23 protein-coding genes are annotated in these 24,834 nt (G+C 63.6%); 21 read left to right on the plus strand and 2 right to left on the minus strand.

Annotated elements, in window-relative coordinates; translation table 11 throughout:
• The first annotated feature begins 17 nt into the window (after positions 1 to 17).
• The 6 genes from AC0969_RS11185 to AC0969_RS11210 all read left to right on the plus strand — a co-directional run bounded on the left by AC0969_RS11185 (position 18) and on the right by AC0969_RS11210 (position 4,513).
• Positions 18 to 1,043: a sensor histidine kinase gene (locus AC0969_RS11185; RefSeq protein ID WP_479624220.1), complete on the plus strand. Its 1,026-nt coding sequence runs from the start codon at positions 18 to 20 to the stop codon at positions 1,041 to 1,043.
• Positions 1,040 to 1,783 carry a LytR/AlgR family response regulator transcription factor gene (locus AC0969_RS11190; RefSeq protein ID WP_479624221.1) on the plus strand — a complete coding sequence of 248 codons (744 nt, stop codon included), beginning with the start codon at positions 1,040 to 1,042 and terminating at the stop codon, positions 1,781 to 1,783. The genes AC0969_RS11185 and AC0969_RS11190 overlap by 4 nt, the downstream gene beginning before the upstream one ends.
• Before the next feature lie 81 nt (positions 1,784 to 1,864).
• The gene (locus AC0969_RS11195; protein WP_479624222.1) at positions 1,865 to 2,173 is read left to right on the plus strand and encodes a helix-turn-helix domain-containing protein; all 309 of its coding nucleotides are present in this window, start codon (positions 1,865 to 1,867) and stop codon (positions 2,171 to 2,173) included.
• Positions 2,173 to 3,570 carry a type II toxin-antitoxin system HipA family toxin gene (locus tag AC0969_RS11200; RefSeq protein WP_479624223.1) on the plus strand — a complete coding sequence of 466 codons (1,398 nt, stop codon included), beginning with the start codon at positions 2,173 to 2,175 and terminating at the stop codon, positions 3,568 to 3,570. The genes AC0969_RS11195 and AC0969_RS11200 overlap by 1 nt, the downstream gene beginning before the upstream one ends.
• Positions 3,570 to 3,962 carry an SMU1112c/YaeR family gloxylase I-like metalloprotein gene (gene gloA2 / locus AC0969_RS11205; RefSeq protein ID WP_479624293.1) on the plus strand — a complete coding sequence of 131 codons (393 nt, stop codon included), beginning with the start codon at positions 3,570 to 3,572 and terminating at the stop codon, positions 3,960 to 3,962. The genes AC0969_RS11200 and gloA2 overlap by 1 nt, the downstream gene beginning before the upstream one ends.
• A gap of 11 nt (positions 3,963 to 3,973) precedes the next feature.
• Positions 3,974 to 4,513, plus strand: a complete 540-nt coding sequence (locus AC0969_RS11210) for an NYN domain-containing protein (protein WP_479624224.1) — start codon at positions 3,974 to 3,976, stop codon at positions 4,511 to 4,513.
• Between the two features lie 58 nt (positions 4,514 to 4,571).
• Here AC0969_RS11210 and AC0969_RS11215 read toward each other — a convergent pair whose 3' ends face one another.
• Both AC0969_RS11215 and AC0969_RS11220 read right to left on the minus strand, forming a co-directional pair.
• Positions 4,572 to 5,057 (minus strand): acyl-CoA thioesterase, encoded by a 486-nt coding sequence (locus AC0969_RS11215; protein ID WP_479624225.1) that lies wholly within the window; start codon positions 5,055 to 5,057, stop codon positions 4,572 to 4,574.
• Positions 5,058 to 5,131: 74 nt separating this feature from the next.
• Positions 5,132 to 6,040, minus strand: coding sequence for a LysR family transcriptional regulator (locus AC0969_RS11220; RefSeq protein WP_479624226.1), 909 nt, complete (start codon positions 6,038 to 6,040; stop codon positions 5,132 to 5,134).
• A gap of 150 nt (positions 6,041 to 6,190) precedes the next feature.
• Here AC0969_RS11220 and AC0969_RS11225 point away from each other — a divergent pair, with 150 nt between their 5' ends.
• The 15 genes from AC0969_RS11225 to AC0969_RS11295 all read left to right on the plus strand — a co-directional run bounded on the left by AC0969_RS11225 (position 6,191) and on the right by AC0969_RS11295 (position 24,817).
• On the plus strand, positions 6,191 to 7,903 hold the full coding sequence (locus tag AC0969_RS11225) for a DUF1302 domain-containing protein (RefSeq protein ID WP_479624227.1): 1,713 nt from the start codon (positions 6,191 to 6,193) through the stop codon (positions 7,901 to 7,903).
• Positions 7,904 to 7,933: 30 nt separating this feature from the next.
• Complete coding sequence (locus AC0969_RS11230) at positions 7,934 to 9,298, plus strand: DUF1329 domain-containing protein (RefSeq protein ID WP_479624228.1); 1,365 nt, start codon at positions 7,934 to 7,936, stop codon at positions 9,296 to 9,298.
• A 13-nt stretch (positions 9,299 to 9,311) separates the two neighbouring features.
• Positions 9,312 to 10,385, plus strand: a complete 1,074-nt coding sequence (locus tag AC0969_RS11235; protein WP_479624229.1) for a WD40/YVTN/BNR-like repeat-containing protein — start codon at positions 9,312 to 9,314, stop codon at positions 10,383 to 10,385.
• Positions 10,386 to 10,426: 41 nt separating this feature from the next.
• A complete protein-coding gene (locus AC0969_RS11240; RefSeq protein ID WP_479624230.1) occupies positions 10,427 to 12,772 on the plus strand; it encodes an efflux RND transporter permease subunit in 2,346 nt (781 codons plus the stop codon).
• Positions 12,769 to 13,947 carry an MFS transporter gene (locus tag AC0969_RS11245; RefSeq protein WP_479624231.1) on the plus strand — a complete coding sequence of 393 codons (1,179 nt, stop codon included), beginning with the start codon at positions 12,769 to 12,771 and terminating at the stop codon, positions 13,945 to 13,947. Before AC0969_RS11240 ends, AC0969_RS11245 begins: the two co-directional genes overlap by 4 nt.
• Before the next feature lie 22 nt (positions 13,948 to 13,969).
• Positions 13,970 to 15,127: an alpha/beta hydrolase family protein gene (locus AC0969_RS11250; RefSeq protein ID WP_479624232.1), complete on the plus strand. Its 1,158-nt coding sequence runs from the start codon at positions 13,970 to 13,972 to the stop codon at positions 15,125 to 15,127.
• Positions 15,128 to 15,164: 37 nt separating this feature from the next.
• A complete protein-coding gene (locus AC0969_RS11255) occupies positions 15,165 to 17,477 on the plus strand; it encodes a beta-glucosidase (RefSeq protein ID WP_479624233.1) in 2,313 nt (770 codons plus the stop codon).
• A 59-nt stretch (positions 17,478 to 17,536) separates the two neighbouring features.
• A complete protein-coding gene (locus AC0969_RS11260; protein ID WP_479624234.1) occupies positions 17,537 to 18,478 on the plus strand; it encodes a VOC family protein in 942 nt (313 codons plus the stop codon).
• 9 nt (positions 18,479 to 18,487) lie between these two features.
• On the plus strand, positions 18,488 to 18,835 hold the full coding sequence (locus AC0969_RS11265; protein ID WP_479624235.1) for a Rieske (2Fe-2S) protein: 348 nt from the start codon (positions 18,488 to 18,490) through the stop codon (positions 18,833 to 18,835).
• The gene (locus AC0969_RS11270; protein WP_479624236.1) at positions 18,832 to 19,959 is read left to right on the plus strand and encodes an FAD-dependent oxidoreductase; all 1,128 of its coding nucleotides are present in this window, start codon (positions 18,832 to 18,834) and stop codon (positions 19,957 to 19,959) included. Before AC0969_RS11265 ends, AC0969_RS11270 begins: the two co-directional genes overlap by 4 nt.
• Positions 19,960 to 19,973: 14 nt before the next feature.
• Entirely contained in the window at positions 19,974 to 20,570 is a 597-nt protein-coding gene (locus tag AC0969_RS11275; protein WP_479624237.1) for a cupin domain-containing protein, read from the plus strand.
• A gap of 94 nt (positions 20,571 to 20,664) precedes the next feature.
• Positions 20,665 to 21,474, plus strand: coding sequence for a cyclase family protein (locus AC0969_RS11280; RefSeq protein ID WP_479624238.1), 810 nt, complete (start codon positions 20,665 to 20,667; stop codon positions 21,472 to 21,474).
• Between the two features lie 11 nt (positions 21,475 to 21,485).
• Positions 21,486 to 22,496, plus strand: a complete 1,011-nt coding sequence (locus AC0969_RS11285) for a fumarylacetoacetate hydrolase family protein (RefSeq protein ID WP_479624239.1) — start codon at positions 21,486 to 21,488, stop codon at positions 22,494 to 22,496.
• Complete coding sequence (locus tag AC0969_RS11290; protein WP_479624240.1) at positions 22,496 to 23,437, plus strand: NAD-dependent epimerase/dehydratase family protein; 942 nt, start codon at positions 22,496 to 22,498, stop codon at positions 23,435 to 23,437. The genes AC0969_RS11285 and AC0969_RS11290 overlap by 1 nt, the downstream gene beginning before the upstream one ends.
• Positions 23,438 to 23,482: 45 nt before the next feature.
• On the plus strand, positions 23,483 to 24,817 hold the full coding sequence (locus AC0969_RS11295) for an NAD(P)/FAD-dependent oxidoreductase (protein WP_479624241.1): 1,335 nt from the start codon (positions 23,483 to 23,485) through the stop codon (positions 24,815 to 24,817).
• The last annotated feature ends 17 nt before the right edge of the window (positions 24,818 to 24,834 follow it).

Below are 24,834 nucleotides of genomic sequence, written 5' to 3' on the forward strand. Positions count from 1 at the left end.
CCCAATAATCGGCCGGTATGCAAGAGTCGCAAATTTTATCGGGCTTCCATCCTTTGGCCGCCCCGCCGTCCCGCGCTGCGCTGGTGTTTGATGCCTGCCAGGCGGGGGTGATCCTGCGCGCGGTGCTGTTTGTGGAGGTGGCGGTGGCCGTGGCGGCGCTGTTTGGCGCGCAAAACACCTGGGACTGGCTGACCCGGCTGGCGCTGTGGACCGGTGGTGCTCTGCCTGCCGTGCTGGTGTGGTTGCTGGCGGCGTGCAGCTTGAAGCAGCCGCTGGCGCGCCTTTCGCTGCGGCTGCAAAACGTGTGCGGTGTGGTGCTGGGCGGCTTGGCGGGCGTGTATGGGTGCGCCATGCTGGCCTTGATTGGTTTGCTCGACCCCGTGCCCTGGCTGGCCAGCGCGGCAGCGGGGGCTTGGTTGTCGGCCCTGGTGGTGGCGGGCCTGGTGCTGCGTGCCCAGGCCCGCACCCCGGCAGCCACCACGGCCCGGCTGGGCGAATTGCAGGCCCGCATCCGCCCGCATTTTTTGTTTAACACCTTGAACAGCGCCATCGCCCTGGTGCGCGCCGAACCGGCCAAGGCCGAGGCTTTGCTGGAGGATTTGAGCGACCTGTTTCGCCACGCGCTGGTAGACCAGGGCGAGTCCGTCACGCTGGCCCAAGAGACCACGCTGGCCGAGCGCTACCTGTCCATCGAGCAGGTGCGCTTTGGCGAGCGCCTGCGGATTCACTGGGCGCTGGACCCGCGCGCGGCCACGGCCCAGTTGCCACCGCTACTGTTGCAGCCGCTGGTTGAAAACGCGGTGAAGCACGGCGTGGAGCCCAGTGCCAGCGGGGCAGATTTGCATATTTCTACCGAGCGCCGGGGCAGCACCGTGGTCATCAAAATCACCAACACCGTGCCCGGCGGCCAGGGCGCACCCGGCCACGGCTTGGCGCTAGACAACGTGCGCGACCGCCTGAAGTTGCTGCACGACATGCAAAGCCAGTTCCAGGCCGGGTTGAAAAACGGCAGTTTCCACGTCCGTATCGAGGTGCCGGCATGAAGACCTTGCGCGTGCTGGTGGTGGACGACGAGGCCCTGGCTCGCTCCCGCCTGCGCACCTTGCTGGGCGACTGCACGGCCCCAGCGGCCATCGTTGCGGGGGAGGCCGCCAATGCCGAGCAAGCACTGGCGCTGCTGCACACCCAACGCTTTGACGTGGTGCTGCTCGACATCCACATGCCCGGCATGGACGGCGTGCACCTGGCCCAACTGCTGCGCGGCCTAACCCCCCCGCCCGCTGTGGTGTTTGTGACCGCCCATGCCGGGTATGCGTTGCAGGCGTTCGAGGTGGAGGCGGTGGACTATTTGACCAAACCCGTGCGGCTGGAGCGGTTGCAGCAATCGCTACAAAAAGTAGAGCGGAATGTGCATACTAATATTGCGCTAGAGACCGATTTGACTGCTGAATTTTTGCTGATCCACGACCGGGGCCGTACCGAACGCGTGCCGCTGCCCAGCGTGCTGTACCTGAAGGCCGAGCTGAAGTACATCACTGTGCGCACCGCCACTAAAAACTACATCCTGGACGGTGCCTTGGGCGATTTGGAGCAGCGTTTTGCAAACGTGCTTATCCGCATCCACCGCAACGCGCTGGTATCCCGGCGGGCCTTGCGGGCATTGGAAAAACACTTTGACCCCGAGGAAGGCGAAGGTTGGGCGGTGCGCCTGCAAGGCCTGGACGAGCCGCTGATGGTGTCGCGGCGGCAATTGGCGGCGGTGCGGGAGGCGATGGCAGCGTAATATGCCAAATCAAGCATTTTGTGCCTTTATGCGTAATTCGGCATATATTGAATAAATGCCTGATATGGCATATGCTGCGGAATGGCCTATGCAATCCAAACCCCTTCACAGCTATCGACCCACCTGCGGGCACTTCGCCGTGCCAAAGGGTTTAGCCAGGCAGATCTGGGCGCTCAGCTGGGCTTGAGCCAGGCCCGCGTGGCCCGCATAGAAGGGGACCCGCTGTCCATCAGCGTCGAGCAGCTGCTGCGGGTTTTTTCCGCCCTGGGTGTGCGCATGGGGTTGGAAGAAATGCCTTTGGCGGCTAGCGATGCTTTGGTAGCGAAAGCGCTTTTTGTCGGTGAGGCGCTGCCTCAATCTATCGTGCCGACCCAAGACGGCGACTGGTAATGGCCGCCGCTCTGCACATTTGGATGAATGGCCGCTATGTAGGCGTGTGGTCCACCTCGCGCAACGGGGTGCAGACCTTCCAGTACGACGACCTCTGGCCCCGCACCGTCTGGGGGCGGGCCCTGTCCTTGTCGCTGCCGTTTACCGAGGGCAATGGCGAGCATCGGGGCGCGGCGGTAGCCAATTACTTTGAGAATCTGCTGCCCGACAGCCAGGACATCCGCAAGCGCCTGGTGTCGCGCTTCAAAACCAAGTCTACCCAGGCCTTTGACCTGCTGGCCGCCATTGGCCGCGACTGCGTGGGGGCGGTGCAAATATTGCCCGAGGGCGTGCAGCCCCAGGATTGGAACCGGGTGGAGTGCGAGCCGCTCACCGAGTCCGATGTCGAACGTATCTTGCGTACCGCCACCACCGATGCACCTCTGGGCCAGCACCAGGACGATGGCGACTTTCGCATCTCCATTGCCGGGGCGCAGGAGAAAACCGCCTTGCTGCGATTTGGCGGAATATGGCAGCGCCCGCTGGGCGCCACGCCCACCACCCATATCCTGAAACTGCCCCTGGGCCTGGTGGGCAATATGCAGGCCGACATGCGCGATTCGATAGAGAACGAATGGCTGTGCGCGCAGATCGTGGCGGCGCTGGGTTTGCGCGTGGCCACCACCGAGATGGCCCGGTTTGGCACCCAAAAAGCCTTGGTGGTCGAGCGCTTTGACCGGCGCTGGCAAAACTTGGGGAAAAACCTGGGAGATAACCAGCACAACCGCCCCGGTTTTACCCCGCCCGCAGGCGCTTGGATCGCCCGGCTGCCCCAGGAAGATATGTGCCAGGCTACTGGAACATCGCCTTTGAGGAAGTACGAATCCGACGGTGGCCCCTCAATGCGCAACTGCTTGGACGTGCTGGCGGGCAGTGCTGAAGCGGCAGACGACTGCGCCCATTTCGCGTTAACCCAGCTCGCCTTCTGGCTGCTGGCCGCCACCGACGGGCATGCTAAAAACTTTTCGCTGTCGCACCGCCGAGGTGGCACGTTTGGCCTGACCGCGCTGTACGACGTGCTGTCTGCCTGGCCCATCCTCGGTGAGGGGCCGAATTTAGTGTCCGAGCACAAAGCCACGCTGGCGATGGCGCTACGGGCCAAAACCAAGCACTACAAGCTGGGTGAAATCCGCGTGCGGCATTGGTACGCCCTGGCGCAAAGCTGTGGCGCGCCGAGGGTGTGGCCGCAGATGCAAGGCATGGTGCGGCGCGTGGATGCGGCCCTGGCGCAGGTGCAAACACTGTTGCCCCCCGACTTCTCCCCGCGCGTGTGGGACGCAGTGCAGGCCGGGGTGCGCAAGCACGCCACCCAGTTTTTGCGTGAAGTAGATGCAGGCGCGGTAAGCTCCAAGCCATGATGCACCTCGCCCGCCTCCACCATGCAGCCATCATCTGCGCCGATTACGCCCGCTCCAAAGATTTCTACACCCGCATCCTGGGCCTGCGGGTGATCGCTGAAAATCTGCGGGTGGAACGCCAGTCTTACAAGCTGGACTTGGCACTGGCAGATGGCTCGCAGATCGAGTTGTTTTCGTTCCCTACACCGCCGCCGCGCCCGTCCCGGCCCGAAGCCTGCGGCTTGCGCCATTTGGCGTTTGCGGTGGCCGATCTGGATGCCAATATTGCCAGCTTGCAAGCCGATGGCGTGGCGGTAGAACCCGTGCGGATAGATGCATTTACCGGCGGCCGCTTCACCTTTTTTGCCGACCCCGACGGCTTGCCTTTAGAACTCTATGAAGTGACCTCTTGACCCCTACCCCCATGAAAACTGTCTGGATCGTTGATGCCGCCTACCTGTACAACTTTGGCCGCTCGCGCCCCAACGGCTTTGACTACCTGAAGCTGAAGAACGAGCTGGTGCGGGCCAACGGCGGCCCGCTGTACGAGAGCTACTACCTCAACTCCACCGGCGACCCCAACGCCGAGGCGCAAAACGCCTTCCACACCTGGATCAAGTCCGCCCCGCCCAAGGGCCCGCAGATGCGCGTGCAGCTGTACAAGCTCAAAGAGCAGCACAACCAGTGCCCGTCCTGCGGCACGCGGTTTGACCGCACGGTGCAAAAAGGTGTGGACGTGGCCATTGCCACCCTGATGATCAAGCTGGCCGCCCAGGGCATTTACGACCGGGTCATTTTGTCGGCGGGCGATGGCGACTTTGAAGACGCCATCTCCTACCTCAAGTCCGACCTGCGCAAAGAGGTCTGGATCAACGGCGCGCAGGCCACCTTGTCGGCCGACTTGCAGTGCTACGCCGACCGTGTGCTGTGGCTGGACGATATGGGCAGCAGCATTGATCGCTAGTATTTGCTATTAAATAAATAGCTTCTAGCGCAGGTGGTATATGCGCTATAGCCTTATTTCATTCAAATTTATCTTTGATGGCCTTGAAACGGCTGCGCAACTCGTTGCGCAGGTTCTTGCGCAGCACGGCCTGCTCGAAGCGGCGTTTTGCATCTGGCGTGGTGGGTAGCAAGGGCGGCACGGGGGCGGGCTTGCGGTTGTCGTCTACCGCCACCATCGTGAAAAAGCAGCTATTCACATGGCGCACCGCATGGTCGCGGATGTTTTCGGCCACCACCTTGATGCCTACCTCCATCGACGAGGTGCCCGCATGGTTGATGCTGGCCAAAAACGTCACCAGCTCGCCCACGTGGATGGGCTGCAAAAACATCACCTGGTCCACGCTGACCGTCACCACGTAGCGCCCGGCATAGCGGCTGGCGCAGGCGTAGGCTACCTGGTCGAGCAGCTTGAGCACCGCGCCGCCGTGCACATTGCCGGAGAAATTGGCCATGTCGGGGGTCATCAAGACCGTCATGCTGAGTTGGTGCAGGGGGAAGTCCATCGGGGGTTTTCTTTCTTTTAAGTTGTCTGACATCTTAGCGGGTGCACTAGCCGTACCAAGTTGGCCCGGTGCAGCTAGATTTGCGCGCCCACTTCGAGCGCGCAGGTGCGCAGCCAGGCCAGCGCCAGGTCGTTGTTGCGGTATTTGTGCCATTGCAGCATCTGGACCAACTTGGGTATTTCCAGCGGCGGCTCCCAGATGCGGATGGGCAGCAGGTGGCGCACCCGCTCGGCCAGCCGGCGGTGCACGGTGGCGATGCGGTCGGTGCCCACCACCAGGCTGGGTAGGGCGGCCAGAGTCGGGGCCGTGACTTCGACCCGGCGGGTGATGCCGAAGCGCTCCAGAAACCAGCCGTCAAATGCCGGTGTCTGCGCGGCACCGGAAAAGTTGGCCAGCACATGGCCGGCGGCCAGGTAGTCTTCAAAGCTCAGGCTGTCCTGGATATGCCGGTTGCCGGTCCAGGTGACGCACACGTAGTTCTCTTCGAACAGGGGCTGGGATGGGTGGTCGGGCGAGGCGTATTGGGCCGGAATGATCAGCAGGTCGGCGTCGCCTTGCTCCAGCATTTCAGCGGGGTTGGTGTATTGCATACGCAGGTCAATGCGCACGCCTGGTGCCTCGTGGTACAGCCGCTCCAGCAAAGCCGGTACGAAGACCGTGGTGGTGAAGTCCGACACCAGCAGGGTGAAGGCCCGCGAGGCGGTGGCCGGGTCAAAACGGGGCTGCGCTGCAATCGTGCTGTCGATCCGCATCAGTACCTCGCGTACCGGCTCCACCAGCGCTTCGGCGCGCGGTGTCCAGATCAGCTGGCGCCCCGACGGCACCAGCAATTCATCTTCGAAATAAGCCCGCAAGCGTGCCAACGCATTGCTCATGGCGGGCTGGCTGAGATGCAGGCGCACAGCCGCACGGCTGATGTTGCGCTCGGTCAGCAAGGCGTTCAGTGCCACCAGCAGGTTGAGGTCGAGTTTGTTGAATCGCATGCTCGGGGTAACCCTTGGTATTGGTGGCGTGGATGTGTGGAATCGAAAGAATCCATTTTACGAATGCTTTAGCCCTGCGTACATTGCGTTTCCAGGTCGGGGCACACCGCAGTGTGCAGCCGCCGCAAGACAATAAAACGGAGACAAACAATGCACCCACGTCTATGGAGCCGGACTGCGTCCGCCCGGGCCACGCGCCCCTATTCCCCTTATTCTCAGACCCAGCGGATGGCGCTTACGGCCATAGCCTGCGCTGCGCTGGTGGCTGTGTCTGGCGCCCAGGCGATGGAGCTGGACAGCAGCAATCCGGACCTGAGCCTGCGCTTTGACAACACGGTCAAGGCCAGCACCATGTACCGGCTGCGCAATGCGGACCCGGCGCTGGCACAGTCTTTCAGTGCCCAGGGCGCGCCGCAGGCTTTGAACTTCAATGCGGGCGACCAGAACTTCAGCAAGCGCGGCTTTGCGTCGGAGCGGGTGGATCTGCTGTCCGAGTTCGATGCCGTGTACCAGGGCCGCTTTGGCATGCGGGTGAGCGCTGCGGGCTGGTACGACCGGGCCTACCAGGGCGGCACCGATGCGCCTAACGATCGGACCAATGGCCAGTCGCCCTACAACCAGTTTTCCGACAACACCCGCAAGGAATCCGGCCGCAAGGCGGAGCTGATGGATGCGTTTGTGTTTGGCAGCACCACCTTGGCCAACGGCGGCAAGCTCAGCGGCAGGTTGGGCCAGCACACCTTGCTGTACGGCGAAAGCCTGTTCTTTGGCGACAACGGCATTGCCGCTGCGCAGGGGCCGATGGACGTGTCCAAGCTGCTGTCGTCGCCGAACGCGCAGTTCAAGGAAATCGCCATTCCCGTGCCGCAACTGTCGGGCCAGTGGCAGGTGGCGCCCAACTTCAGCCTGGGCGGCTATGTGCAGTTCCAGTGGAAGCAGACTCGCGTGCCGGCTGCCGGCAGCTACTTTTCTACCGCCAACATTCCCTGGGGGGCCACCGGGCCGGAATATGTCGGCATACCGCTGTCGGTGCCCGGCGTGGGTGGCAACTATGTGGCATCGCCGGGTAGCGACGAAAAACCACGCAACAGTGGGCAGTTTGGCTTGCAGGCCAAGTGGCGGCTGGACGAGACCGACCTGGGCTTTTATTACGCGCGGTACCACGACAAGACCGGCCAGCTCTACTCCCGCCTGAACCCCGGTGCGCCCACCACGGACAGCCGCTGGTTCTATGTATTCGGCAGTGATATCGATGTGGTGGGTACCAGCGTGACGCGTTCTGTGGGCGACTTCAACCTGTCCGCCGAAGCCTCGCTGCGCGACAACATGCCGCTGAACGTGAACAACGCCCTGTACTTTGGCCCCAGCGGTGCATCCCGGCCGGCCTACCCCACGGGGCGTACTGCGCACATCAACCTGTCCACCATTGCCAGCTTTGGCCCGAACTTTGTGGCCAAGGAAAGCGGTCTGGTGGCTGAGTTGGCCTGGAACCGTGTGCTGCACAAGAACGACCCGGACAAAGAGATGGACAAGGGCCGCACCCGCGATGCCAGCATCGTGCAACTGGTCTACACCCCGGCCTACCGGCAGGTGTTGGACGGCGTGGACATCAGCGTGCCCGTGGGCCTGCGCTACACGGTGTCTGGCCGTTCCAGTGTCACCGCTTGGGGCCCCAAGGGCACGGGCAGCGCCAACATCGGCATCGAGGGCAACTTGCGCAATACCTGGCAGTTCGGGCTGAACTACACCCGCTACATCGGCACCAGCAAGCCCTTCCACGACTACAGCACCAGCCAGTTCAGCGACGGCAACCCGCTGGGCGACCGCGACTTCATCTCATTGAACCTGCGCCGCACGTTCTGACCCCCGCGCATTGGAATTACCGGAGACACCATGAAAAACCCCCACCATAACCTGCTGGCTGCCTGTGGGCTGTTAATAGGCGCTGCCACCAGCCTGCCCACTTGGGCTGCCGTTAGCGCAGAAGAAGCCGCAAAACTGAAGACCGAATTGACCCCGCTGGGCGCTGAAAAATCTGCCAATAAGGACGGCAGCATTCCCGCCTGGACCGGCGGTATAGCCACCTCCATTGCCGGTGACAAGGCGGCCGGTCGCCGTGGCGATCCGTTCAAGGACGAAAAGCCCTTGACCAGCATCACCGGCAAGAACGCCGACCAATACGCCGACAAGCTCAGCGACGGTGTCATGGCTTTGCTGAAGAAGTACCCCGACTACCGCGTCGATGTCTACAAGACGCACCGCACCGCCGCTGCCCCGCAGTGGGTCTACGACAACACGTTAAAGAACGCCACCCGTGGCAAGCTACAGGGCGATGTACCGGCTGATGTGGTGGGCGGCATTCCATTTCCCCTGCCCAAGCTGGGTGCCGAGGTGATGTGGAACCACATCCTGCGCTGGCGCGGCACCTCCTTCCAGTCCAAGGTCACCCAGTACCAGATCACGGCCGAGGGCAAGCCGGTGATGACCACCGATGGTGTCATCGACTTCCAGATCCCGTACTACTACCCCGATGTCACGCTGGAGTCGTTCGCCAAGGCACCTGAGACCCAGCTGATCCGCTTGGTCAACGTGGGGCCACCGATACGCGCGGGCGAAGCCATCGTCGGCCGCGACCAGATTGATCCGGCGAAAACCCAGTCCTGGGTCTACCTGACCGGGCAGCGCCGCGTACGCAAGCTGCCCAACCCCTGCTGCGACACACCGTCGCCGGTTACTGCCGGGCTGATGAGCTTTGACGAGGTGCAGACCTGGTCGGGCAAGCTGGACCGCTTTGACTTCAAGCTGGCAGGCAAGAAGGAGATGTTCATCCCCTACAACGGCAATCGCCTGCTGCAACCCAAGACCGATGCCGAGGTGCTGGGCAAAAACGGTGTCAACCCCGACTTCATGCGCTGGGAACTGCACCGCGTGTGGGTGGTGGATGCCAGCCTGCGGACCGGCCAGCGCCACCCGGCCGCCAAGAGCCGCTACTACTGCGATGAAGACACCTGGGCCTGTGTGCTGGCCGACCGCTGGGACTCCACCGGCCAGTTGTGGAAGAGCATCTGGACCGCCACCTTTGTGGCGCCCGATCTGCCGGGCACGGTGACCGGGGCTTTCGGCTTTAACGATCTGCTATCGGGCACCGCCTATGTGGGTGACCTGTACAACGGCAAGTCGGCGCAATACACGCTACAGCCGCGCTACGCCGACGCCACCTTCTCGCCCGATGCTATGGCTGGCGACAGCGTTCGCTGAGGTGCAGGACAACATGCTTTTTATTTCCTTGAAGCGACCGGGATCGGGCTTGCTGCGTGCCGTGCTTGTGTGCGCTGCTGCGCTGGCACTGCCCGCAGCCTGGGCCGCACCGGTAGGCAGTGCGCTGGACCGTCCTGCCTTGGCCAGCCCGCAGGCAGCACACGCGGTGCTGTTGGGCGCGGCCCTGGCAGGCCCGCGCGTGGTGGCAGTGGGCGAGCGTGGCATTGTGCTGCTGTCGGACGACGCGGCAGCCCACTGGCGCCAGGTCCAGGTTCCCACCAGCGTGACCCTGACCGCCGTGCGCTTTGTGGATGCGCAGCACGGCTGGGCCACGGGCCACAGCGGCGTGGTGCTGGCAACGGTGGACGGTGGCGAGACCTGGGTGCGCCAGCTGGACGGCAAGCAGGCGGCCCAGTTGGTGCTGGACGAGGCCCAGGCACGTGGCAACGCGGCGGCGGTGAAGAACGCGCAGCGTCTGGTGGCCGATGGCGCGGACAAGCCTTTGCTGGACCTACATTTCTTTGACGTGCAGCGCGGCATCGTGGTGGGTGCCTACAACCTGGCTTTCATCACCGAAGACGGCGGCCGCAGCTGGAAGCCCTGGGGCCAGCAACTGGACAACCCCAAGGCTCTGCATCTGTACACCGTGCGCGCCCAGGGCAGCACCGTGGTGATTGCGGGCGAGCAGGGCCTGGTATTGCAATCGCAAGATGCTGGTCAGCACTTCACGCGCCTGGCCACGCCCTACAAAGGCAGCTTCTTTACAGCCGAACTGCCCAGCCCTGGCGAGATCGTGCTGGCTGGCCTGCGCGGAAATGCGTGGCGTTCCACCGACGCGGGTGCTACCTGGTCGGCTCTGGCGGCGGCTGCGCCCATTTCATTCACTGCGTCGGCATTGCGTCCGGGGCAGGGGGCTGTGTTGGCTAACCAAAGTGGGCAGCTATTTACATTGCGTGGCGGGGTGTTAAGCCTATTGCCTGGCGCGGCACTTCCGTCGCCAGCGGGCGTATTGCCCCTGGCCGATGGTCGCCTGCTGGCGCTCACGGTGCGTGGGGCGATGGCCGTCGCTGTGGGGGCTGCACCATGATGGCACCTCCATCTTTAGCACCCACACAGGCAGGCTTTGATATGCAGTCTGGCTCGCTGGTGGAGCGGTTGCTGTTCAACCACCGCGTGTGGGTGGTCTGCGTCTGCGCCTTGGTGACCTTGCTGCTGGGTTGGCAGGCGACCCGGCTGGAGTTGAACGCCAGTTTCGAGAAATCCATTCCCGGCCACCACCCTTACGTACAAAACTACCTACAACACCAGAGCGAGCTGCGCGGCCTGGGCAACGCCGTGCGCATTGCGGTGGCCAACCCCCAGGGCCGTATTTTTGATGCGGCCTATCTGGAAACCCTGCGCAAGATCAGCGACGAGGTATTTCTGCTGCCCGGCGTGGACCGCGTGGGCATGAAGTCGCTGTGGACGCCATCCACCCGCTGGGTTGGTGTAACCGAAGACGGCCTAGAGGGCGGCCCGGTGATTCCCGACGGCTATGACGGCGGCGCGGCCAGCCTGCAACGGCTGGAGGCGAATATCGAACGCTCGGGCGAGATCGGCCAGACCGTGGCGCTGGACCGGCGCTCAAGCGTGCTGTTTGTGCCGCTGCTGGCGCGCGATGCCGAGGGCAACGCAATCGACTACCGCGCGCTGTCCCAGCGCCTGGAAGTGCTTCGTACCAAGTACAGCGCACAAGGGGTGGCGGTCCACATCACCGGCTTTGCCAAGATCGTGGGCGACCTGATCGACGGCGTGCAGGCGGTGCTGGTGTTCTTTGCCTTGGCGGTGGCGATTGCTAGCGTGATGGTGTTTGCCTACACCCGCTGCGTTCGTTCCACCGCGCTGGTGGTGGCCGCATCCATGGTGGCGGTGGTGTGGCAACTGGGCCTGCTGCCGCTGCTGGGCCAGCAGCTGGACCCGTATTCCATCCTGGTGCCCTTTCTGGTGTTTGCCATCGGCATGAGCCACGGCGCACAAAAGATGAACGGCATCATGCAGGACATAGGCCGTGGCATGCCCAGCCTGGTGGCTGCGCGCTTTACCTTCCGCCGCCTGTTTTTGGCCGGGCTGACAGCCCTGCTGGCCGATGCCGTGGGGTTTGCAGTGCTGCTTGTGATTGACATCCAGGCCATCCGCGAGCTGGCTTTGGCGGCCAGCTTGGGTGTGGCGGCGCTGATCTTCACCAACCTGATCTTGCTGCCGATTCTGCTTAGCTACACCGGCGTCAGCCCTGCGGCCGCACAGCGCAGCCTGCGGGCCGAATCGGCGGATGCCAGCGGTGCGGCGCGCAGCCCGCTCTGGGTCTGGCTGGACCGCTTTACCCAGCGTCGCTGGGCTACGGCGGCCGTGGCGGGCGGCGTGCTGCTGGGCGTAGCCGGTGCGCTGGTGTCGTTGCAGTTGAAGATTGGCGACCTGGACCCGGGTGCCCCCGAGCTTCGTGCCGACAGCCGCTACAACCGCGACGTGGCCTTCATCAACAGCGCCTTTGGCGCGGGCAGCGACGTGCTGGCGGTGATGGTCAAAACGCCCGAAGGCCAGTGCTCCCAGTACGAGACGCTGAACAAGGTGGATGCGCTGGAATGGCAGCTGCGCCAGTTGGACGGCGTGGAGTCCACCAACACCCTGGCGCTGCTGAACCGCCGCGTGCTGACCGGGCTAAGCGAGGGCAACCCCAAGTGGTACGAGTTCCTGAACAACCAGGACATGCTCAACACCGTAACGGCTGGCGCACCGCGCGGGCTGTACAACGACAGCTGCGGCCTGCTGACGATGTACGTCTACCTACGCGACCACAAGGCCGACACCCTGACCCGCGTGGTTGGGCATGTGGCTGCCTTCGCCCATGAAAACGACACGCCGGACCTGCAGTTTCTGCTGGCTGCGGGCAATGCCGGTATTGAGGCGGCGACCAACATCGTGGTCAAGCATGCCTGGCACCAGATGCTGCTGATGGTGTATGGCGCTGTGGTGGTGCTGTGCTTCATCACCTTTCGCTCCTGGCGTGCGGTGGTGGTGGCGGTGCTGCCGCTGGTGCTGACCTCATTTCTGGCCGAAGCCTTGATGGTGGCCTTCGGCATGGGGGTCAAGGTGGCCACGCTGCCGGTGATTGCCTTGGGCGTGGGCATAGGCGTGGACTACGCGCTGTACATCCTCAGCGTCACCCTCGCGCAGTTGCGCGCCGGGGCCAGCCTGTCGCAGGCCTATTACCAGGCGCTGCTGTTCACCGGCAAGGTGGTGATGCTGACCGGCGTGACGCTGGCGATTGGCGTCATCACCTGGGTGGCCAGCCCCATCAAGTTCCAGGCCGACATGGGTTTGCTGCTGGCCTTCATGTTCCTCTGGAACATGCTGGGTGCGCTGATCCTGCTGCCCGCACTGGCGCACTTCCTACTCAAACCCGCCGCGCAGACGGCAGCTACGGAGACAACCGCATGACAACAAATACCGAGCATTGGCAGGGCCGGGCCATTCTGCTATTGGCCCATGTGGCCGGCATGGTGGACTTGGTAGCGCTGCCCGTGTGGGTGGGTACCGCATTGATAGGCCAGTACCACCTGAGTCCACCGCAGGCAGGGGCGATGGTCACGGCCTATCTGGCGGCGGCGGTGCTGGCCAGCCTGGTGTTTGCGCCACGCTTTCACCGGCATGCACCCTGGCGGGCCGCGCCACTGGGCTATGCGATCGCCTTTGTAGCCTTTTCTGCAATCACCCAGACCACCCATGTGGGCGCGATGACGGCGCTGCACGCCGTGGCCGGGTTGGGCGCGGGTATGGGCTTGTCTTTTGTGCACGGCACCATAGGCCGCAGCGCCCGGCCGCACCGCCTGTTTGCCATCGTCAGCATGGGGCTGGGCGTGTCTGGCATCGTGTTCATTGGGCTGGCCCAGAGCCTGGTGACGCAGCACGGCGGCGTGGCCCTATTCGCCATGTTTGCGGCCTTGATGGCCTGTGCCACGCTGGGCACGGCGCTGGCTTTTCCCCGGCCCACAACGGCGGACGGTAGCGCCAAGCCCGTGCCGCGAGAGGTCCAGCCTATTGCCGCGCCGGTCTGGTGGGCGATTGCCGGCTTGACGCTGATGGCCGTTACGCAGTCGATGGTGTTTAGCTTTGCCGAGCGCATCGGCACCGAGCGGGGTTTTGGCGACCGGGTACTGGTGGTCTTGGTGGTGCTGGGTTTTGTCAACCTTCTGCCGCCGGTGCTGGCGGCGCTGACCGAGCGGCGCTGGCCGGTTTTCAAAGCAGCCACAAGTGGCGTACTGGTGCAGGTCACCCTGGCACTGGCACTGGCCTGGGGCAGTGGTTTTGCGCTGTATGCGGTGGCCACCGCCTTGTTTGTGACGCCGATGATCTTCACCCACACCTTCGTCTTCGGCTGGCTGTCGCGTCACGATGCCAGTGGCCGTGCGGTGGCGTTGACACCCGCCATGCTGATGAGCGGCGCGGCGATTGGCCCGGTGGTGGGCGGTGTGCTGGTGGCGGGTTTTGGCACACCGTCCATTGGTACGGCCGCACTGCTGGTGTGCGCGATGTCTTGGCTGTGCTATCGCCGTGCGGCCCGGCTTTCTGCCGGCGTGGTGCAGCCCGTGTCTACCCCCGCTGCGGTCCATTGATTTTTACCCTGAGAAAGCAGTTATGTTCCGTTACTTTCCTACCAATTACGTTTGGGATCTGTCCGTCAACCTATCTCTGGAGATGGGTGCGCGCATCGGTGAAATCGAGGTCATGTGCAAGCCCCTGCAAGAGGCTGCCAAACAACCCGATGCCGCAGGCTCTGCCGCCTTCCGCGAGACCTGGCAAAACATGGCTGAGAAGCTGTGCAGCTTGGCCGAAGAAGACGAGGCCGCAGGCCGCATGTTCTCCGCTGGGGAAAAGTACAAACGCGCAGCCAATTACCTGCTGACCTGCGAACGCCTGCAAGCCCACGGCGCGCCAGGGCGGATTGCGCTGTACCAGCGCTTCGAGGAAATATTCGCCAAAGGCATTGCTCTGGCGGGCGACAACTGCGAGCGGGTACAAATCCCCTACGGCGACAGTTTTCTCTCGGGCTTGCTGGTGCGTGCGGAAAAAACCACGGGTCCGGCGCCCTTGCTATTGCAAGTCAACGGCCTGGATTCGACCAAGGAGATGAAGTACATGGTAGGCCTGCCGGGCTGGCTGGCCAAGCGGGGTGTTTCCTCGCTGATCCTCGACCAACCCGGTACCGGCGATGCACTGCGTTTGCGCGGGCTGACCGCGCGTTTTGATAGCGAACATTGGGCCAGCCGTGTGGTGGACTGGCTAGAAACCCGGCCTGACGTGGACCCGAAACGCATAGGCATGGAAGGCGTGTCGCTGGGCGGCTACTACTGCCCGCGTGCCGTGGCTTTCGAGCCGCGCTTTGCGATGGGCGTGGTCTGGGGCGCTAACCATGATTGGCGCGACGTGCAGGCCAAGCGCCTGGACAAGGAAGGCAATCTGCCGGTTCCGCACTACTGGGCGCATGTCTGCTGGGTCTGGGGGGCCAAGGACACCGACGACTTCATGCGCATCGCACAAGACGTGCACCTGGACGGCATCCTGGACCGTATCAAGGTGCCATTCCTGGTGACCCATGGCGAAAAGGATTCGCAGATTCCGCTGAAGTGGGCGCATGCCACCTATGACCAGTTGGTGAACAGCCCCAAACGCGAACTCAAGATATTCACCGACCGCGAGGGCGGGGTGCAGCACAGCAGCTTCGACAACAGCGCCAACGCTGGTGCCTATATCGCCGACTGGGTGGCCGAGACGCTCGGCGGGCGGGTTGCCTGAAAGGCGCCCCGCCTGCCCTCACCATTAGGAGAAAAACTTGAAAAAAACTACAACTACCCATAACGAAACGTCACGCAGTAAGCCTGTCTTGGTCGGCCTGCTCGCCATCAGCCTGCTGACCGCCGCCACATTGATCGCCTGTGGTGGAGGAGGCGACACCTCGGCTGTAACCAGCGCCGATCAGGAGTTTGAAAACAAGGCGGACGCGCTACTTGCCAAGATGACACTGGCGGAAAAAATTCAATTGGTCCATGGCGCGGGTTTACCGGCCTTCTTTGGCGGAACGGCATCAGGACGGGTTCCGGGCATCGCGCGCTTGGGTATTCCCGAAGTCAGATACCAAGATTCCGGTTCGGGGGTCGGTATTGATGGTGTCAACGCTACCGCGCTGCCGAGTACCTTGGGCATGGCGGCCAGTTGGGACACACAACTGATGGCCGACTTCTCCACGCTGATTGCCAAGGAAGCGCGCACGTTGGGTATTGCTGGCGTATTAGGTGGCGGCCTGAATCTGGCGCGCGAACCGCGTAACGGCAGAACTTTTGAGTATCTCGGTGAAGACCCGGTGCTGGCTGGCGAGCTCATGGTGGCGCGAACCGATGCCACGCAAGCGCAGAAGGTGATCTCGACGCTAAAGCACTTCGCGGGAAACCAGCAGGAGGCCAATCGGTTCACTTCCAACTCTGTCATAGACCAGCGCACGCTGCACGAGCTCTACTTGCAGGGTTTCGAGATGGCCACGGTGCGTTCGCAACCTGGCAGCGTAATGTGTGCCTACAACCTGCTTAACAACGAGAAATCTTGCGAAAGCAAGACCTTATTGACCCATACTTTGAAAGACGATTGGGGGTTCAAGGGCGTGGTGCAGTCGGACTGGTTCTTCGCCGTCAACAACACCGTGGCCGCCGCCAATGCGGGCCTCGACGAAGAGCAGCCTGGCTCGGCCGATGAATGCGCCTCGTTGCCCTCTTTTCTCCCCTGCAACTCTTACTTCGCCAAATTGCTCCTCAAGGCTATCGAGACCGATAAGACGGTCAGCCAAGCCCGACTCGACGATATGGTGCGCCGCAAGCTGCGCACCCTTTACCGGATCGGCTTGATGGACAGCCCCCCGTCGGATGTTCCTGGCACGATCGACACCGCTGCTGGTGACGTGGTTGCACTGAAGTCCGCTGAACGCAGCATGGTGCTGCTAAAAAATACCACAGCAACCGGTGATACGACGCCAGTGTTACCCCTGAAGTCCTCAGCCATTACCAAAGTGGTGGTGATTGGCGGCCACGCGGATGTCGCCGTGATGGGCGGTGGTGGCTCGGCCAAAGCGCCGTTGCGTGACGACAATAGCCAGCCTGCCGTTGCATGCCTGACGCCCGGCGCACTGGACCCAGTGATCCATACTTTCAGCCTGTGTGCCCCCTGGCAGAAGTCCTCGCCGCTACTGGCTCTGCGTGCACGTCTGCCAGGTGCCACCATTACTTATCTCGATGGGACCGACACCGCTGCAGCGAAGGCCGCTGCGGCAGCCGCTGACGTGGCGGTTGTGTTCGGGACACAGTTTCTGCTCGAAGCGGTGGACCTGTCAGACCTTTCATTGCCCAACAACGCAGCCGACCCTGCGAACCAGGCTTACGACCAGAACGCGCTCATTGCCGCCGTGGCCAGTGTTGCCAAGCGTACGGTGGTAGTGCTCGAAACCGGCACGGCCGTCACCATGCCTTGGCTTGGCAATACACATGCCGTGCTCCAAGCTTGGTACCCCGGGGTGAAGGGAGGGGAAGCCATCGCCAATGTGCTGACCGGTGCGGTCAATCCGTCCGGTAAATTGCCTATCACCTTCCCCAAAGCCGAAGCCGACTTGCCGCAAAAGGCCATTTCTAAGACCGACCTCAACGTGGTGTACAGCGAGGGCCTGAAGATGGGTTACCGATGGTTTGATGCCAAGGCGATCGAGCCTTTGTTCCCCTTCGGCCACGGCCTGTCGTATACCGGTTTTAGCTACAGCGGCCTGACGGCGAAGCGTGCGAGCAATGGTGAGGTAACGCTGGACTTCACGCTGAAGAACACCGGCAGTGTCGAGGGCAGCGAAGTTGCGCAGGTGTACGTGACCCTGCCGCCCATTGCCGGGACGCCGCCCCAGCGGTTGGCCGGTTTCAAGCGTGTGACGCTGGCGGCGGGTGCTTCGACCCCCGTGACGCTGACGCTGCCGCCATCGCGTGTCGCCATCTGGGACCAAGGCTGGATCGTGCCGGCAGGCGTTGCCACCATCACCGTGGGTGGCTCGTCGCGCGATGCCAATGCCGTTAAGACATCACTGACTCTCGAGTCGATCAAGGTCGATCACGCCCGCTGAATGGCAGGCACATTTTTCCGAACCTCTTTTCCCCATTTAATCTGGACCTCGCAATCAACATGAACATCATCGGACCTGACACCCTCGTTTTTGGAGTGGACGACATCGCCTCCTGTAGCCAATACCTCACGGACTACGGGTTGACACCCGTGGACCTTACGGAGCAAGGTGGCCGCTTCGAGGCACTGGACGGCACCGCCATCGTATTGCGCCACGAGAGCGATGCCAGCCTGCCCGCAGCGCTGGGTACCGCTAGCAAGCTACGCGAAACCGTGTACGGCGTTGTCGATACGGCTACCCTGGATGCCATCGATGCCGAGCTGTCCCGTGACCGAGCGGTCCGTCGCAGCGATGGTGTATTGCGCTGCACCGACGACATGGGCTTCGCCCTGGCATTTCAGGTCACGGTGCGTCGGCCTATCCAGCTGCCCGCTGAAACCGTCAATGCACCGGGTGCGGCACCGCAGCGCCCGGCCAACCAGGTGGGTATTTCGCCGACCATGCAGGCCTTGCCGCGCTCCTTGTCGCACGTGGTCTATTTTGTGCCCGACGCGGCCAAGGCCGAAGCCTTCTACCAGCGCTTGGGCTTTGTGTGCACCGACCGCTTTACCGGCGCGGGCCCGTTCCTGCGCCCGGCCGGCACGGCTGACCACCACACGCTGTTCATGATCCAGACACCGCCGTTCATGAAGGGGTGCGAGCACTTCACCTTCCACATGGGCGGGCCCACCGAGGTGATGCTGGCCGGTACGCGCTTTGTCGAAAAGGGTTACCAGTCCTTCTGGGGTCCGGGCCGACACCAGTTCGGCTCCAACTGGTTCTGGTACTTCAACAGCCCGCTGGGCTGCCATGTGGAGTACGACGCAGACATGGACCTGCACGACGCAGACTGGCTGGCCCGCGAGGCCCCGATGGGCGCGGATGCATCGCAGCTGTTTCTGTTCCAGCACCGCGAAAAGTGGGCACCCGCCGGCGGCCCACCGCCCGGTGCGGCGCACTGAAGGCGGGGCATGGCGTTGCTGTGCCATCTGGACGATGTGCCCCCGGGCACGTCGCGTGGCTTCGACCCCGGGCACACGGGCCAGGACACGGTGTTTGCGGTGCGTTGCAGCGATGGGCTGCGTGTGTACCGTGACAACTGCCCCCACGCCAACAGCCCGATGGCCTGGCGCAAGGATGCATACCTGAACCATGCGGGCGACGCCATCGTGTGCTTTGCCCACGGTGCGCTGTTTGATGTGGATACCGGGGGCTGCACGCTGGGGCCCTGCCTGGGCCAGTCGCTAGAGTCCGTGGCCCACGCCATAGATGCCCAGGGGTATGTGAGATTGATCGATAAAAAGGAAATACAAGAATGACAGCAGCACACAAAATTTTGGTCATAGGCGGGGGTTTCTCCGGCATGGCGGCGGCTATCCAGTTGCGCAAGCAGGGCTGCGCGGTGGATGTGGTCGAAATCGACCCGGGCTGGCGCTCGTATGGCGCAGGCATTAGCCTGGGGGGCGCCACCTTGCGCGCCTTTCGCACGCTGGGGGTACTGGATGCATTTTTGGCCCAGGGCTTTGCGGCCGATGGCGTGGACTTGTTCATCCCCACCGGGCAGCCGATCGGTTCCCTGCCCACGCCGCGCTTGGCGGGGCCGGATGTGCCCGGCGGCGGCGGCATCATGCGGCCGGTGCTGGCCAAGATACTGGCCGATGCCACCCGTGCATCGGGGGCGCATGTGCGGCTGGGCTGTAGCTTCACCTCCATCCAGCAAGACGCCGAGGGCGTGGATGTGCAGTTCACCGATGGCAGCCAGCAACGCTATGACCTGGTGATTGGTGCTGATGGCCTGTACTCCCAGGTGCGCCAAACCTTGTTCCCGGCGGCCCCGCAGCCGCTGTACAGCGGCCAGTGTGTGTGGCGCGCCGTGCTGCCCCGGCCTGCCGAGGTGCAGCGCACCATGATGTGGCTGGGCCCCAAGGTCAAGACCGGGCTGAACGCAGTGTCGCAAGAAGAGATGTACCTGTTTGTGACCGAAGACCGTGCGACCAACGAGCGCCTGGATGCCCAGCATCTGCCGCAAATGCTGGCCGATCTGCTGGCGCCATTCCCGGCCCCGTTGATGCAAAGCGTGCGCGCCCAGATCACTGCCGATGCGCAGATCGTTTACCGCCCGCTAGAAAGCTTGCTCATGCCCCAGCCCTGGTACCAAAACCGGGTGGTGCTGATCGGCGATACGGTGCATGCCACCACGCCGCACATGGCCTCCGGTGCCTGCATCGGCATTGAAGATGCCATCGTGCTGGCCGACGAGCTGGCCGCTGATACCCCTCTGGCGGCTGCGCTGGACCGCTTCCAGGCACGGCGCTGGGAGCGCTGCCGCATGGTGGTGGAGAATTCGGTGCGCCTGGGCGAGATCGAGATCACCGGTGGCGACAAGGCCGAGCACGGCCGCATCATGCGCGAGACGCTGATGGCCCTGGCCGCGCCCATTTGATGGCGGCGCACAGCATGGCATTCCATCCCATCCGCCGCATCGTTACCGGGCACGACGCCCAGGGCAAGGCCATCGTCAGCGAGGCCGGTCCGCTGCCCACCGTGGTGGCCATCGACAAGATCCCGGGCACCGTGTTCCACGAGGTCTGGTCCACCCAGGGCATGCCCGCGCCTGTGGACAACGCCGCCGACCCGACACTGGGCGCGCTGGTGCTGCCGCCCCCACAGGCGGGTACACGCATACGCATCGTGGACATTCCGCCCGATACCGCCGACTTCCTGGCCCACGGTGCTGCGGCGATGCACGATGCCTTCATGCAGATTGGCGCTGCCAGCGCCTCCACCGTGCAGGCCGATTCACCGCATCCGCTGATGCACCGCACCGAATCGGTGGACTATGGCGTGGTGCTGGAAGGTGAAATGACCCTGGTGCTGGATGACAGCGCCACCCTGCTGCGCCAGGGCGATGTGGTGGTACAGCGCGGCACTAACCATGCCTGGGCCAACCGCTCGGGCCGCATGTGCCGCATGCTGTTTGTGCTGGTGGACGGAGACTACGCACCAGCGCTGCGAGAGGCATTGCAGGCCCGCAGCGCAGATACAGGCCATTGACATGCGATTGCTGCCCCACGCAACGGATATGTTCCCAGAACCCGGTGGTGGACAGCGGCACTTTGATGACAGACGCAAATTAAGGATTTGAACCATGCCACGCCAATTCATTGACCTATCGATTTACCTGGAAAACGAGGTGCTCTCCGACCCGCCCCCGTTAGCGCCCAAGATCACCTACCAGAAGCACCAGGACACCTTGCCCGAATTCATGGCCATGATTCCCGGCACCACGGCCGAGGACTACCCGGACGGCGAAGCCGCTGCCGCCGAGTGGGTCACCATGACCACGCACAGCGGTACCCACCTGGATGCGCCCTACCATTTCCATTCCACGATGGACGCGAAGAACGGCGAGAAAAAGCCGTCCATCACCATCGACGAGGTGCCGCTCGAATGGTGCTTCCAGCCCGGCGTGAAGCTGGACTTTCGCCACTTCCCCGACGGCTATGTGGCCACCGCTGCCGATGTAGAGGCCGAGCTGGCACGCATAGGCCACACGCTCGCGCCGTTGGACATCGTGGTGGTCAACACCCGCGCCGGATCGCGCTACGGCCATAACGACTTTGTGTCCGCCGGTTGCGGCATGGGCTATGAGGCCACCATGTATTTGCTGGAGCGCGGCGTACGCCTGACCGGTACCGACGCCTGGAGCTGGGATGCCCCGTTTTCCTATACCGCCCAAAAAATTGCCGAAACCGGCAACAAGGCGCTGATCTGGGAAGGCCACAAGGCCGGCCGCGATATCGGCTACTGCCACCTGGAAAAGCTGCACAACCTCGAAGCCCTGCCGGGCCACGGCTTCTACATCAGCTGCTTTCCGCACAAGGTGCGGCGCGGCTCTGCCGGCTGGACGCGGGCCGTGGCGATTTTTGACGACGGCCTGATGGCCTTGCCCCGCTGAACAGGACCCCCATGCAATTCGCCACGCTCCCCAACGGCCACCTGGATGGCCGCCTCATCATCGTCTCGCGCGACCACCACCTGGCCTGCGATGCGCAGGACATCGTTCCCAGCCTGCTGGATGCCTTGCAGCGCTGGGACGGCGTTGCACCGGCCTTGCAGGCGCGCAGCGATGCGCTGAATGCGAGGCAGGTGGCCGATGCCTTCGCCTTCGACCCACAGCAGTGCCTGGCCCCCTTGCCGCGCAGCCCGCAATGGCTGGACGGATCGGCCTTTTTGAACCACATGCAGCTGATGGAGCGTGCGTTCAACACACCACCCATGCCCAAGGCGGACACCGTGCCGGTGATGTACCAGGGCGCCAGCGATGACTTCCTGGGGCCGCACGCGGACGTGCCGCTGCCCAGTGAGGCCGACGGCATCGACTTTGAAGGCGAGTTCGGCGTGGTGGTAGGGCCGGTGCCCATGGCCGCAACGCCCGCACAGGCCCTGGCCGCCGTGCGCCTGGTCGTGCAGATCAACGACTGGAGCCTGCGCGCACTGGGGCCGCACGAGATGCAAACGGGCTTCGGTTTTCTGCAAGCCAAGCCGTCTACCGCCTTTGCGCCCGTGGCTGTTACGCCGGACGAGCTGGGCGGCGCCTGGCACAACGGCCGTGTGCAGATGCGGCTGAAGGTGCAGCGCAACGGTGAGCGCTTTGGTGAACCGCATGGCGGCGAGATGAACTTCGGTTTCGGCGAGCTGGTGGCCCACGCAGCGCGTACCCGGTGCCTCACGGCGGGCTGCATCGTCGGCTCGGGCACGGTGTCGAATGCGGCGCGTGCGGCGGGTTCGGCCTGCCTGGCAGAGCGCCGTGTGATCGAGATGATTGACCAGGGCGCTGCCAGCACGGCCTTCATGCGCTTTGGCGAGCGGGTGCACATGCAGGCGCTGTTTGAAGACGGTAGCGCCGGGCCGTTTGGCAGCATCGACCAGCAGGTTGTACCGCTGGCTGTACGGCTGGCCGATGGCAGGGGCGGCTGATGCGTATCGTCGTCACCGGTGCTGCCGGTTTTGTGGGGCACGCGCTGGTCCAGCGGTTGTTGAAAGACGGCTTGGCAGGCCAGCCGGTGAACCAGCTGGGCTTGATGGATCTGGCGTTTTCCGCGCCACCCACCGATGCCCGCGTAACCCATTTCGCAGGCAGCATTGCCGACCCTGCGGTACGCCAGCGCGCTGTGGCCGACCCGGTGGACGTGGTGTTCCACCTCGCCAGCTGCCCTGGTGGGCAGGCAGAAAAGAACTATGCCTTGGGCCGTAGCATCAACCTGGACGCAAGTTTGGGCCTGCTGGAAGACCTGCGCGTCCAGCCCCGACCGCCCCGGTTTGTATTTGCCAGCAGCGTGGCGGTGTACGGTGCCCATCTGCCCGCCGTGGTGAATGAGGCCACGCAGCCCGCACCGGCGCTGAGCTACGGCACCCACAAGCTGATGGTCGAAGCCCTGGTGGCGGACGCCACCCGCCTGGGCTGGGTACAAGGTTGCTCGCTGCGCGTTCCCGGTGTGGTGGCGCGGCCGGGGGAGGGGGCCGGCCTGCTGTCGGCCTTCATGAGCCAGTTGTTCTGGCGTTTGCAGGCTGGCCAGCCCATCACCGTGCCGGTGTCGGCCCACGGGCAGGCTTGGTGGATTTCTGTGGGGGCTTGCGTGGACAACCTGCTGCATGCCGCCTGCCTCGACCCGGCCCGGCTGGATGTGCGCCGCGTCTACCAGATGCCCGCGCTGCACCTGGCCGTGGCCGATGTGGTGGAGGCCCTGGCCGCACGCTTTGGAGCCGACCGCTTGGCGCTGGTGCACTATGCGCCGGATGCGCTGATTGAACGCCTGTTTGCCACCTATCCGCCCTTGCATACACCACAGGCCCAGGCGCTGGGCTTTGCGCACGATAGCAGTCTGGAGGTGTTGGTGGCGCGGTCGCTACAGACATAGCGGGGCGTGGATGGGGGTCTGTCCCGGGCAACTTAGAATTTCCCGATGCGCACACCCACACCACACCACCCCCAGGCCCATCGCATCGTTATCGTGGGGGGCGGGGCTGCTGGCCTGGTGTTGGCCACCGGTTTGGGTAACACGCTGGGCCGCAAGGGCCTGGCCCACATCACCCTGATTGACAAGGCCCGCACCCACATCTGGAAGCCCAAGCTGCACGAAATCGCCGCAGGCAGCATGGATGTGGGCCGCCACGAGCTGAACTACATGGCCCAGGCCCACTGGCACCACTTTCACTACCGCGTAGGCGAGATGAATGGCCTGGACCGTACTAACAAAGTGGTCCACGTGGCCCCGTTTATCGACGAAGACGGCGTGCTGGTGACCGCCCAGCGCAGCTTTGCCTACGACACCTTGGTGATGGCCGTAGGCAGCCGCAGCAATGACTTTGGCACGCCCGGCGTAGACCAGCATGCCTTGAAGCTGGAGACGCTGGCCGATGCCGAGCGCTTCCACCGCCGCATGCTGGATGCCTGTATCCGCGCTAATTCCCAAGAAACCCCTTTGCTGCCCGCGCAATTGCAGGTGGTGGTGATCGGTGCCGGTGCTACCGGCGTGGAACTGGTGGCGCAACTGCACCGCACCACCCGCGAAGTGGTGGCCTTTGGGCTGGACCGCATCAACCCCGAGCGCGACATTAAGCTGCACCTGATCGAAGCCGCCGACCGCATCCTGCCCGCGCTGTCGCCACGCTTGTCGGGTGGTGCCCACAAGCTGCTGAAAAGCCTGGGCATCCAGGTCCACACCTCGGCCCGTGTCTCGGGCGTGGCGGGGGACAGCGTGCAACTGGCCAGTGGCGAAGTCATTCCCGCCGAGCTGGTGGTCTGGGCCGCAGGTATCAAGGCCCCTGGCTTTTTGCAAGACATTGCCGGGCTGGAAACCAACCGCATCAACCAGTTGGCGGTGCAGCAAACCCTGCTCACCACCCGCGACGACAACATCTTCGCCCTGGGCGACTGCTCCGCCTGCCCCTGGCCCGAAAAAAATGGTTTTGTGCCGCCCCGCGCCCAGGCCGCCAACCAGCAGGCGGCGCACCTGGTCAAGCAGATCCAGCGCCGCCTGGCGGGCAAACCGCTGGAGCCCTACCGCTACCGAGACTTTGGTTCGCTGGTGTCGCTGGGCGACTACAGCGCCGTGGGCAGTCTCATGGGCGGGCTCATGGAAGGCAGCCTGTTTATCGACGGGCTGGTGGCGCGGGTGATGTACACCTCGCTCTACAAAATGCACGAACTGGCCCTGTACGGCTGGACCAAAGTGGCGCTAGAGACGCTGACCCGCGCCATCACCCGGCGCACCGAGTCCCACGTCAAACTGCACTAGTGGGTGGCGTTTTTGGC

It is taken from the genome of Rhodoferax sp. LB1P47 (assembly GCF_056521445.1).